Below are 11770 nucleotides of genomic sequence, written 5' to 3'. Positions count from 1 at the left end.
TGAGTATTGAGTGTTGAGCTCAGCAGAAACTGAGTTTACAGTTCAATCTCGAGCAGAATCGGGGTGTGATCCTGGCGGGTACCCGAATCAATCATTTCAGATTTGAGTACTTTATCTGCCACACGGTGTGAGACTAACCAATAGTCGATGCGCCAACCAGTGTTATTAATCTTTGAGGTACGCGAGCGCTGTGCCCACCATGTGTAGGCGCCGGTGACATCTCCGTGAAGGTGTCGGAAGGTATCGGTGAATCCCTGCTCTAGTAGGTAGGTAAACCCGTCGCGTTCTTCAAGAGTGAAGCCTGGTGAACGCACATTTGATTTAGGGTTTGCGAGATCAATTTCGGTGTGCGCCACATTGAAGTCGCCGGTAGCGAGCACCGGCTTATTCTGATCGAGACTGGAGAGGTAAGCCGCGTATTGGCGATCCCACAGCTGGCGATCAGCTAGGCGCTTTAACCCGTCCGATGCGTTGGGTGTGTAAACCTGAGTGACATAGAAATCATCAAATTCGAGGGTGATCATTCGCCCCTCAGAGTCCATGGTGGTCGGGCTTTCAATTTTGGGGTAGGTTACCTCAGGTTGTAGCTCTGGCTTGTAGAGGAACATCGTGCCCGCGTAGCCTTTGCGCGCAGGCTCATCAGAGGATACCCACGCGATTTGGTACTGCGGAAAGTAATGCTCGAGAACCTCAAGATGCTTAGCGGTGGGGCCTTTGATGGAAAGTTTGGTTTCTTGGAGTGCGATGACATCGGGGTTGTAGGACGCAATTGTTTCGAGCACCTCACGCGAAAGCAGTGCTCGCGCGGAGTCGCTGGTGAGAGCGGCGTTTAATGAGTCAATATTCCAAGAAATGAGTTTCATGTGAACCATTGTACGGGGTGGTTAGTACAGCAGGTTGGTGCTGTTAGTAACCCCATACTCAAGGGGCTCATGAGATTTTCATGCACCCCCTGAGTGAGGTTTAGCGACCCAATGGGCCACGCAGGTTCCTATGCCACGGTTTCGAATGCCACTACAGAATAGGGGCGTCCTTCTCGTTCAAAGCTGCCAATACGCTCAGCACCAAGATGCTCGTGCATGCCAAGTGACTTCTGGTTAGCGTCCTCCACGGAGGCAACGATGTGAGTCTTTTCGTGGTCGCGAGCTACACCTGCAATAAACGCAATCATGTGCTTTGCTAGGCCGCGTCCGCTAAATACGTCGCGAACCGCCAAAGGACCGTATGCAAGCGCCTTGGCAGCGTCAATATCTGCACTATCAGCAACCGCCTGAGCAATGCCCTGAACCACGGGAGGGCCTGCAATCTCGGTGGGAACCGGCGAGAAGAAGCAAACACCAATGATGGAATCATCCATCTTGTTATGAGCAACCACCGCTCCGCGCACCGGCGAATCAGCGAGAATCCACTGCTCAATACCTTCTTTACCCATGCGTCCCTGCACGAAGCCTTGGGAGGAGCGCTCTTCTTGGCTGGCATCCACGCGAGCCGCTGCGTGCAGAATATCAACGATATGGTTGACGTCTTTTTCTTCTGCGATACGGAAATCAAAGTCTTCTAGTTCGGTAAGTGAAAACATGGGGGTCTTCTTTCTCCATATTGTTTGTGCCTAAACGTTGCGAGAGAACAAAGTGTAGGGACGTCCCTCGAACTCAAATTCTGTGAGGCTGGAGAGGCCAACCCTGCGGTGTACTGCAATGGACGCTGAGTTAGCGTTGTCCACAAACGAGATAATACGCGCGTCCGCTCGTTGCTGAGCAATGGGCACCATCCCCTCGATAAGTTTGCGGGCCAGATCTTTCCCGGACGCGTGATCTGTAACTGCCATCGGCCCGTACATCATGCTGTTATCGAATCTAATGGGGTATCCGGCTTCATCGATTCTACCGTCTTCTTGAAATCCTTGAAGACTGGACGCTACCCCGGTCAGCGGATGCTTAACCTGGGTATCCGAAGGGGCATCGGAGTAAAAATTCACTCCGACGATTTCTCCGGTTGAGTCATCGACGGCGATGAGCGCGCCGAACCCCCGTTCAAACCGTCGCCGTACGAGCCCCAAGGACATATCTCCTTGCACGTAGCCCAGCTTGATACGTTGAGATGGGGCAAGTCCCCCTCTTTTGGCTGCTTGCAAGAGCGACGATATAGCCTCAGAATCATCAATCGACGCGTTCACCATTGAATAACTTGCCATCACAACACCCCTTATTTATTTTACGAGTAAAGTTTTTACTCTTCTATCTAAACACTTTAGACACAAAATTTCAGCTACCCCTTCATCCCCTATTTCAACGCAAAAGGACGCGAGCGCCTCAGCACCCGCGTCCTTGCACCAGAAGAATCAGCACCTAAAGGGCTGCGCTACCTCGCTCCCCCGTACGGATTCTAATCACCTCATCAACTGTTGAAATCCAGATCTTTCCGTCGCCCGGTGAACCTGTATTTGCTGCTGCAATAATGATTTCAACAATATCCTGAGCCCTCTGCTCGGTGGTCACGATTTCCAACCGAACCTTTGGAAGCAGACTCACGGTGAACTCCTGACCGCGATAGACCTCAACATGGCCACGTTGTTTTCCATAACCAGATGCTTCAGTCACTGTCATGCCCGAAACCCCGAAGGCCTCCAGCTCAGCATGAATTTCCTGAAATTTTTCTGGCTGAATCAAAGCGGTGATCAGTTTCATGGGCTACTCCCCTAGACTCTTCAAAAAATTACCCGACGTACCGGAGGCAAATGAATAGGCTGTTTCGGCGTGCTGCGCCAAATCAATTCCTTGAATTTCCTGCTTTTCACTCACGCGGAATCCAATGGTGCGATGAACCAGGTACGCAATCGCAAGCGTCATGACAGCCGAGAAAATCATCGAAAGAATAGTAGCTACCGTCTGGGTTACTAACAATCCAAAACCGCCGCCGTAGAAAAGTCCAGCTTGTCCGGTGTCTGGGGTAGCAACAAAGCCCAGCGCTAAGGTGCCAATAATTCCAGATACAAGGTGTACGCCCACAACATCCAGGGAATCATCGTAACCCCACTTGTACTTCAAACCCACCGCGTACGCCGAAGCTACACCGGATATCAGCCCCAGCACGATTGCCCAAATTGGGGCAATATTTGCGCATGCAGGAGTAATTGCCACTAATCCCGCCACGATACCGGATGCGCCGCCCAGCGAGGTCGCATGACCATCGCGGAAACGTTCGAGCGCTGTCCAACCCAGCATTGCGGCCCCGGGTGTTACTAAGGTATTAATCCAAATCAGACCGGCCTGCACTACGCTATCTGCTGCACCCGCGTTGAAGCCGAACCATCCAAACCACAGCACAGCCGCACCAAGCATCACGAACGGTAAGTTGTGCGGTCGATGGTTAGGATCTTTGCCGAACCCCTGACGTGCACCAAGAATCACCGCGAGAACCAAACCCGCAACACCCGCGTTAATGTGAATGACCAAACCGCCCGCAAAATCAATAGCTTCACCAAATACCGAGCCGATAAGACCTTCATCTGAGAAGAGCCCACCACCCCACACCATAAACGCAAGCGGACAGTACACCAAAGTAATCCACAATGGAACAAATGCTATCCAGGCACTAAATTTAGCGCGATCAGCTACAGACCCAGAAATAATGGCCACAGCAATAATGGCGAAGGTTGAGCTAAAACCCACCGTCAATAGTTGTTCAGGCGAATCATGGAGCAGTTGCATCACCCCGAAATTAGAAAAAGGCGAACCCACAATTTCAGGAATCAGCGCCGGTTCGATGCTCATAGAATAACCCCACAGCACCCAGATAACCCCGACCAATCCCATCGCGATAAAAGACATCATCATCATGTTCAATGCGGCTTTGGCGCGGGTCATTCCGCTATAGAAAAAAGCAAGACCAGGCGTCATCAATAGCACCATTGCCGATGCAACAATACTCCACACGTTCTCGGCAGACAGTTCCATATCATCCCCGTTTTCGTTGTAGTGCGTATGTGATGTCTCTATTCAACGGGAGCAGTGTTTCGGTTTCTACGCCGGTACGTAACGCTCAGGTTACTGATGCATGTTCAGTGTTGCAGTTGTGTATCAGCACGTTTCAGCGGTGTTACAGAGGTTAGAAATACGTTACGCCAGCACCAGTTACCGCTGACTTATTGCACCGCAAACACAAAAAGGGGTGGCACTTCAAAAGAAGTGCCACCCCTTGCACAGGTAGGTGAATCAAACAGCTATTGATCTAGTCAATAAGTGCGTCCACAAAACCTTCAGCATCAAACGGAGCCAAATCATCCGGGCCCTCACCCAAGCCAACGAGTTTGACCGGAACGCCCAGAGTTTCCTGAATGGCAACCACGATGCCGCCCTTCGCTGTTCCATCAAGCTTGGTCAGAACAATACCGGTAATATCGACAACTTCAGCGAAAACCTTTGCCTGTACCATACCGTTCTGGCCGGTCGTCGCATCAATTACCAACAGAACTTCGGTAACGGGTGCTTCTTTTTCGACAACACGCTTAATCTTGCCCAGCTGATCCATAAGACCAGCCTTGTTCTGCAAGCGTCCTGCGGTATCAATCATGACGGTATCAACACCACGCTGTTTACCTTCCTTGATAGTTTCGAAGGCCACGGACGCGGGATCAGCACCGTCCTTCTCGCTACGGACGGTTTCAACACCAACACGGTTGCCCCAGGTCTGTAGCTGATCAGCTGCCGCCGCACGGAAGGTATCTGCTGCACCGAGCAACAGCTGCTTATCTTCAGCGACCATGACGCGTGCCAGTTTGCCAACGGTCGTAGTTTTACCTACGCCGTTGACGCCAACCACCAAAACAACGCCGGGATTACCGTCAGCACCATCGAGCTTCAAAGAACGGTCAAGGTCGGGGTTAACAACCTTCAAGAGTTCCTCACGCAACATCTGCTTCACGTGTGCCGGGTCTTCGGTTCCTTCTACACGGACTCGAGATTGCAAAGCCTCCACAAGACGCATGGACGGCTCTGAACCGAGGTCAGCCATGAGCAAGGTTTCTTCGACCTCGTCCCAGACGTCCTGATCGATTTTGTCGCGAGAAAGTAGCGCTAAAAGCCCCTTGCCCAGCATATTGTTGGAACGAGCCAAGCGTTCTCGCAGTCGAACCAGACGCCCAGCTACCGGAGCAGGTGAATCTACCGAAGGCTTACCGTCAGCAGGATCATTAGCATCTCGGGTGCTTGAGTAGCCGCCTGGAGGGGCCTTGGGACCGCGCATCAGCACAGTAGCCAAACCCACCAAAACAGCGACGCCAAGCACAATGTACAAAATAAGCGTCAACGTATCATTCATGTTCTCTAGCTTGCCACAAATTAGTTTTGACATGTGGGTTTTCTAGCCGTGAGCTCATCACAACTGAGATCAGAGACAAAACGTAAGCTCGCTTACTGCGACCCCTCCATTAGGAATGGGCAAAGATCGACGCAGGACTTGAGACCCTTATAAATAAACCCCGCTTTACTTGAGGAATATTTTTTACATACTTGAATGTTAAAAGATGTCAGAAGATACGTAACGAACCCACACAGATTGTCACTATGTCAGGCTATGAACAAGACCCCAAAACGGGAGTTATCAACTCAATCGCACCCGAAACCGGGCTGCTACCGGTTATCGCTTCAGAAGAGGCAACGGCTCCCCCGTCAGTAGAAAAACCAAAAGTCCCCGAGCAGATCAAGGTAATGATTGTTGCATCATTCCTTATTGCACTCGGGTTTGGTCTCATCGCACCGGTTCTCCCCCGCTATGCCACAAGCTTCAATGTGGGCACCGCAATTGCCGGTGTTGTTATCTCGATTTTTGCCTTTACCCGCCTGCTCTTCGCTCCCGGCGCTGGCAAGCTTATTGAAAAGTTCACGGAACGTCCCGTCTACATCGCAGGACTTCTGATAGTTGCTGTTGGCTCTCTTGCCACAGCCTTTGCGCCTAACATCTGGTTTTTGCTCGCAGCCAGAGCCTTTGGCGGCGTCGGATCAGTCATGTTCTCGGTTTCAGCAATGGGTTTGCTGGTTCGTCTCTCTCCCCCGACTATTCGCGGACGCGTCAGCGGTTACTACGCAACATCATTTTTGCTGGGTAACATTTTGGGTCCTGTCGCGGGTGCGTTGGCTACACCCCTGGGCATGCGAGTACCCTTTGTCGCATACGCCGTTTTGCTCTTTGCCGCATCCGCCGTACTGTTTTTGCGACTCAAAGATACCGGCATGACCACCACCATGATGCGTGCGCAGGTGAACCCACCGCTCACCTTCCGGAATGCTTTAAAATTCAGTAACTATCGGGCAGCGCTCGCAGGTAACTTTGCTGTTGGCTGGGTTGCCTTGGGCATTCGTGTCTCGCTGATTCCTTTGGCAGCTATTTCAGTCATGACGATGGTCTCTGGCGAAGGCGTCAACGTTGATAACCAGGCCGCTTTCTTGGCGGGTTTTGCGATGGCTGCATACGCCGTAGGTAACGCGTTTGCACAGAATATTGCCGGAAAATTTAGTGACCGTTCCGGACGTCGCCCCTTTGTATTTACCGGGCTCATCATTGCTGGTATCAGCACAATTTTCTTTGGCTTCGCTTCGCATCCGATCTGGTTTGTTGGCCTGTCTGTGGTCACCGGTATCGGCACCGGCATTTTGGCGCCCGCGATGCAGGCGTCCATTGCGGATATTATCGGCAACAAGCGCTCCGGCGGTTCGGTGCTGGCGTCCTCTCAGATGTTTTCTGATGTTGGGCAGATTGTTGGTCCAATCTTAGCCGGCGCTATCGCCGATGCGGCGGGCTTCGGCTGGGCATTTGGTGTATCGGGTGCGCTCATGATTTTGACGTCGGTACTCTGGTTACCCGCCATGCGCCCTAGCTACCCCGCTGGTCTGGCGGACGAAGAATATACCGGCCGCTAAGCGTCCTCATCTCACTAAAAAGTGCCCCAAGGTGTTCTTGGGGCACTTTTTTAAAATAAAACTTAGGGCTAAGGGCGGTACAGCTATGCCAGCAGTTCTCTGAGCTGTTCGATTCTCTGGCTAACTACAGTGCTGACGCCGTCGTGCATAGCGATTCCGTAGAGGACTTCCGTAGCTTCCATCGTGCGGGTTTTATGCGTCACCATCACCAGCTGTGATTGCTGTGAAAGCTCCTTGAGGATATCCAACAGGCGTGAAAGATTGCGGTCATCAAGAGCTGCCTCAACCTCATCCAGCACATAAAACGGGGCGGGACGAGCCATAAAGATTGCAATTAAAAGCGCCAACGATGCCAGCGACCTCTCGCCACCAGACAGCAACGATAGACGCTTGACCTTTTTACCTGCTGGACGCGCGTGAACTTCGATGCCTGTGTCTAGTAAGTTGGTGGGGTCGGTGAGGACGAGGGTGCCTTCGCCTCCTGGGAAAAGACGCGGAAAAATCACCTCGTAATTGTTTTTAACCTCGGTGAAAACAGATTCAAAGAGCGTGGCAATATGCGTATTGACGTCCTTCATAATGGCACGCAGATCAGCACGTGATGATTTGAGGTCATTTAACTGCTCGTTCATGAACCTGTGGCGTTCTTGAAGGGCTTCATACTCCTCAAGCGCCAGGGGGTTTACCGCCCCTAGATTCTGTAACTGTTGAGTCAGCTTTTCAAGGGTTAGTAGAGTCTGGTCGCTGTCATAGTTTTCAAGGTGCTCTTCATAGCGTTCAACGAGCTGGCTGGCTGTTTTACCTGAAATCTCTAAGGATTTCTGGCTCAGGTCTTCATACCTGGTTTCTAGGCGAGCGTGTTGAATTTTGCACTCTGAAACCTGCGTTGAGAGCAATGATAGCTGGGCTTGTCGGATAGTCTTTTCGGAAGTTTTGCGTTCTTGTTGTTTGGCTAGGTCTGCTAGTTTCTTTTGCGCGTGTACCAGCGCATCTTCTTCATGTTTGTGAGCTGTTTTTAACGCTTGTTGAAGCAGGATAGCTTTCTTTTTAGCCACCCGGGCTTTGTGCGCCCTCTGCTCACCGAGCTCTTGACGCTGCAACGCCCGGTTGAACTCACCTAGAGCTTGATTCAGCTCTTGGTTACTCGTTTGGAGACCCTTTTTGGCGCGTGTGAGACTTTCTTCGGATGCTTGCGCGCGACTGGTAGCGGCATCAAGCACAGACTGGACGCGGTTGACTCGTTGCTGAACCTGGTTTTGACGCTTTTCAAGTGCGCTTATATCGCGGTCGACAGGTCGCTGCTGACCGATCAAATCGAGTGTTGTTTTCAGCTCTCGCTGAGCGTCCTTTACGCGCTGCTGGGCAGTCTCTACCAAATGACTCTGCCGCTTAATGTGGCTTTCAAGAGTCGCCAGACGCGATTCGAAGGCGGCAGTCTCGCGGTGTAATTTTTCAGCTTTACCTCGTGCCGCGCCGAGGTGGCGAAGCACTTCTTTTTCCTCGGTGCGAGCGTCAGCCAGAGTTTTCTCGGCGGCCTGCACTGTTTCACTCGATTCCAGCACCCGACGCTGAATGTTCTCCAGTTGCTGAGACACCTTTTCAAAATCGTGCTGCAGTTGCACCGCAGAGCTAGCAGCACGGGGGTAAATCACCGACCAGTTGCTGATTCTGACACCTGCACGGGTAACCGCCACGAATCCGGTGTTTTTCTCCACGAAGGAATGAGCGTCCTCGATATTTTCTGTCACAACATAGTACCCCAGTGCAGCGCGAACAATAGGCTCGGCATCTGCGTCGGCGTCAATGACCTCAAGAATTGGCCTGACGTTTTTCTCTGCACAATCAGGTAGCGAAGAATGCGCCGAAGGGCTGAAGACGACAGATACCTCTGTGACTTTTCCGGCGGTACGTACTGTCTGACGTTCGACCACATAGGCTTCGGCAATATCGCCTAAAGCTACGGCAACAGCCTCATCCCACCCGTCCTCGACGCTGAATCGTTTGAAAAGCTGCTGCGCTTTAGCCGGGGCGTCCTGCGATGCTTTACTAGCTAGGGCACGGTGAAGGGTAGCTCTTTCAGCGATGTGGGTCGCCTCTAAAGTAGTGATTTTTGCATGCTCAGTGCGAGCCCTCTCAAGATTCTGACGCGCAGATGAACGGCGCTTTTGAACGCTCTCATGCTGCTCTTGCGTTTGGCGAACCTTATCTTCAGCGTCCTGGAGAGCTGAGCGGTGTTCTTGAAGAATCGCGGTCGCATTAGACTTCAATTCGATAATTTCATCTAGTTCTTGACCGCGTTCTTGAGCCTCTGCCTCCGCTCGCGTTGCGCGTGCCCGGTGAGCAGCTAGTTCCTCTGTAAGCTCCGCCTTGCGTTGACGCTCTGCCTGAATCTGCTTGTGAACACTACGCACTGCTTGAGACGCTTTGTCATAATCTTCCGCCGCGACCTGCTGCTTTATACCCGCGACAAAGACTTGCTCAGCTACGAGTACTTTGTGTGCACTCAGATCCGAAGCGTCCTGCTGCGCTTGACTCACACGTGCGCGAGCGCTCGCCAGCGCCCGCTGATAAGGCGTAACATCAATTTCTGAGCGCGTTGAGCGTTCATGGGCTAAATCAATAAGTCCTGCGATTTGAGATTCTAAAGCTGAGATTTTTTGCAGTCTGTTCTCAATGGAACGTTCTATTTCTTGCGCTTCAGAGAACGTTTTTCTAAAGACGCCGCTGTTTTCTTGAGCAGTTTTATCCTCAGCCGTTAGCTGTTCAAAAGCCTCGTGGGCTTGTGCCTGTTGCTCCGAAATTTTCTCGATGTCCTGAGAAAGATTTTTGATGTCAACTGCAAGTTGTACAGATTGCAGTTCACGGATTTCTGCCTGGATTTTGGAGGCTTCGCGTGCTGATTCTGCTTGTTCGCCTAAAGGTTCTAGCTGGTGCTCGAGTTCTTTGACTAGATCTTCGACGCGGGTGAGGTTTTCGCGCATGGACTCTAGTTTGCGCGCGGTTTTATCCTGACGACGACGGTGTCTGTTAATTCCTGCAGCTTCTTCAAGTAGGACGCGTCGCTGTTCTGCCGAGGCGTAGAGCAGTTGATCGAGTTGCCCCTGCCCGACCAAAACATGAAGGTTTTTACCTAAACCTGCTCCTGACAGCAGTTCTTGAATATCAGCTAGGCGGGCGGGTTCGCCGTTAATTTCGTACTCAGAGCCACCTGTGCGGAACATGGTGCGAGATATCTCCACCTCTGAATACGGAGCATCGAGTTCTCCATCTGAGTTATCGAAAGTGACACTCACTTTCGCGCGTCCCAAAGCAGAGCGCTGACCGGCGCCCGCGAAGATCACGTCCTGCATCGAACCGCCGCGCAAATTTTTGGTGCCTTGTTCGCCCAGCACCCAGGAAAGCGCGTCCACAACGTTTGATTTGCCCGAACCGTTAGGGCCAACAATCGCACTCATACCCCGGTCAAAAGTGAAGGTAGTTGCAGATGCGAATGATTTGAATCCGCGAATGGTGAGCGAGGTCAGGTGCACGAAAGAACTTCCCCAATCGGTATCAATAAGCAAGTAGTACCCAGAGTACCGCAGGTCGCCAACTCGCTCTGTCGATTACGGCTACTGCAAGTGTCACGTCAATGACCACGTAGCAATACAAAACACTGTGATATTGCCCCGTCAGTGAAATACACAGTAACCTTTGGCATAAGTATTAGAATCTTAGGTAATTGTGTACTGCCAAATGTGCATGCATTCTTATTCTGTTTGCTCATTAGACGAGAAGTGAACACCGATATTCCAGGTACGAAAGCTCCAATAGATTGACCAGAAACTCAGATATTCGACACGCGAACGCATCGCTGATTTCAATTGCAAATGAAATCCCCTCGAAGGTGGTGCCCTCTTCATACTTCGAAGATGAGCTGTCTGACACCTATAAGCGTTTGGGACTTCCCAAAGGCCTACTTGAACGCTTGGCGGGCATTAAAGAGCGTCGCGCATGGCCCGAGGGTATGCACTTTGAAAACGGCGCTGTAGCGGCTGCTGAAAAAGCTATTGCGCGTGCGGGTATCGACAAAGATCAGATTGGTCTGATTATCAATGCTTCGGTCACTCGTGACAACCTTGAGCCTGCAGTTGCAGTGGGTATTCATGACCGTTTGGGACTGCCGCGTCACGCTCTAGATTTCGATATCACCAACGCATGCCTAGGCTTTGTGAACGCCATTACCGTGGCTTCTTCAATGATTGATGCTGGCGCTATCAAGTATGCTCTGATCGTTTCTGGGGAAGACCCTTCACCGTGGCACCGTACCGCTTTGCGCATCCTGAATAACCCTGAAACTACCCGTGACGATGTTCTTGCCCAGTTTGCTTCACTCACTTTGGGTTCTGGTGCTGCTGCGGCAATTATTGGTCCTACCGATTTGCATCCCGATGCTCATAAGATTGTCGGCACTGTTTCTCGCGCAGGTACTGAACACCGCGATTTGTGCATTGGTGGTGAGGCTGATCAGGGCATGAATACCGATGCTGCCGGTCTGTTGAAGCACGGTCTGCAACTGGTTGCTGAAGCATGGAAGGAAGCTCAGGAAAACGGCTGGGACTGGTCAAACATGGACTCCATCGTGACCCACCAGGTTTCAAACGCGCACACCAACGCCATTATTGAAGCCGTTGATTTGGACCGCAGTAAACTTCCGCTGACCTTCCCTGTCTGGGGTAACGTGGCGTCCGCTGCACTCCCAATGACGCTAGCAGAAGAAGCTGCGGGGTATTCCAAGGGCGATCGCATCCTGTGCCTCGGTGTTGGCTCCGGTTTGAACACCGCTCTCATGGAAATTATTTGGTAATCAAGTT

9 protein-coding genes are annotated in these 11770 nt (G+C 51.8%); 2 read left to right on the top strand and 7 right to left on the bottom strand.

Annotation, left to right across the window (positions count from 1 at the left end):
• Positions 1 to 35: 35 nt before the first annotated feature.
• The 6 genes from IDM49_RS05095 to ftsY all read right to left on the bottom strand — a co-directional run bounded on the left by IDM49_RS05095 (position 36) and on the right by ftsY (position 5319).
• The gene (locus IDM49_RS05095; RefSeq protein ID WP_168615324.1) at positions 36 to 863 is read right to left on the bottom strand and encodes an exodeoxyribonuclease III; all 828 of its coding nucleotides are present in this window, start codon (positions 861 to 863) and stop codon (positions 36 to 38) included.
• A 128-nt stretch (positions 864 to 991) separates the two neighbouring features.
• The gene (locus IDM49_RS05090; protein ID WP_190725249.1) at positions 992 to 1579 is read right to left on the bottom strand and encodes a GNAT family N-acetyltransferase; all 588 of its coding nucleotides are present in this window, start codon (positions 1577 to 1579) and stop codon (positions 992 to 994) included.
• 30 nt (positions 1580 to 1609) lie between these two features.
• Complete coding sequence (locus IDM49_RS05085) at positions 1610 to 2194, bottom strand: GNAT family N-acetyltransferase (RefSeq protein WP_190725248.1); 585 nt, start codon at positions 2192 to 2194, stop codon at positions 1610 to 1612.
• A 154-nt stretch (positions 2195 to 2348) separates the two neighbouring features.
• Positions 2349 to 2687, bottom strand: coding sequence for a P-II family nitrogen regulator (locus tag IDM49_RS05080; RefSeq protein ID WP_190725247.1), 339 nt, complete (start codon positions 2685 to 2687; stop codon positions 2349 to 2351).
• A 3-nt stretch (positions 2688 to 2690) separates the two neighbouring features.
• Positions 2691 to 3956, bottom strand: coding sequence for an ammonium transporter (locus IDM49_RS05075; protein WP_190725246.1), 1266 nt, complete (start codon positions 3954 to 3956; stop codon positions 2691 to 2693).
• Between the two features lie 274 nt (positions 3957 to 4230).
• Positions 4231 to 5319: a signal recognition particle-docking protein FtsY gene (gene ftsY, locus IDM49_RS05070; protein ID WP_168613637.1), complete on the bottom strand. Its 1089-nt coding sequence runs from the start codon at positions 5317 to 5319 to the stop codon at positions 4231 to 4233.
• A 245-nt stretch (positions 5320 to 5564) separates the two neighbouring features.
• On the opposite strand from ftsY, the gene IDM49_RS05065 reads away from it, so the two are divergent.
• Positions 5565 to 6917, top strand: coding sequence for an MFS transporter (locus IDM49_RS05065; protein ID WP_190725245.1), 1353 nt, complete (start codon positions 5565 to 5567; stop codon positions 6915 to 6917).
• A gap of 83 nt (positions 6918 to 7000) precedes the next feature.
• Here the strand turns inward: IDM49_RS05065 and smc are convergent, their stop codons facing one another.
• Positions 7001 to 10447, bottom strand: coding sequence for a chromosome segregation protein SMC (smc, locus tag IDM49_RS05060; RefSeq protein WP_190725244.1), 3447 nt, complete (start codon positions 10445 to 10447; stop codon positions 7001 to 7003).
• 284 nt (positions 10448 to 10731) lie between these two features.
• Between smc and IDM49_RS05055 the strand changes: the two genes are divergently transcribed.
• Positions 10732 to 11763 carry a 3-oxoacyl-ACP synthase III gene (locus tag IDM49_RS05055; RefSeq protein WP_190725243.1) on the top strand — a complete coding sequence of 344 codons (1032 nt, stop codon included), beginning with the start codon at positions 10732 to 10734 and terminating at the stop codon, positions 11761 to 11763.
• The last annotated feature ends 7 nt before the right edge of the window (positions 11764 to 11770 follow it).

It is taken from the genome of Rothia terrae (assembly GCF_014705925.2).
GTDB classification, from domain to species: Bacteria; Actinomycetota; Actinomycetes; order Actinomycetales; family Micrococcaceae; genus Rothia; species Rothia terrae.
This window is presented reverse-complemented; position numbering and strand designations above follow the sequence as displayed.

Excerpts from the sequence above, each read along its gene's own strand:
- IDM49_RS05090 (WP_190725249.1), bottom strand. The coding sequence starts at position 1,579 with ATGTTTTCACTTACCGAACTAGAAGACTTTGATTTCCGTATCGCAGAA.
- IDM49_RS05075 (WP_190725246.1), bottom strand. The coding sequence starts at position 3,956 with ATGGAACTGTCTGCCGAGAACGTGTGGAGTATTGTTGCATCGGCAATG.
- IDM49_RS05095 (WP_168615324.1), bottom strand. The coding sequence starts at position 863 with ATGAAACTCATTTCTTGGAATATTGACTCATTAAACGCCGCTCTCACC.
- IDM49_RS05080 (WP_190725247.1), bottom strand. The coding sequence starts at position 2,687 with ATGAAACTGATCACCGCTTTGATTCAGCCAGAAAAATTTCAGGAAATT.
- IDM49_RS05065 (WP_190725245.1), top strand. The coding sequence starts at position 5,565 with ATGTCAGGCTATGAACAAGACCCCAAAACGGGAGTTATCAACTCAATC.
- ftsY (WP_168613637.1), bottom strand. The coding sequence starts at position 5,319 with ATGAATGATACGTTGACGCTTATTTTGTACATTGTGCTTGGCGTCGCT.
- IDM49_RS05085 (WP_190725248.1), bottom strand. The coding sequence starts at position 2,194 with ATGGCAAGTTATTCAATGGTGAACGCGTCGATTGATGATTCTGAGGCT.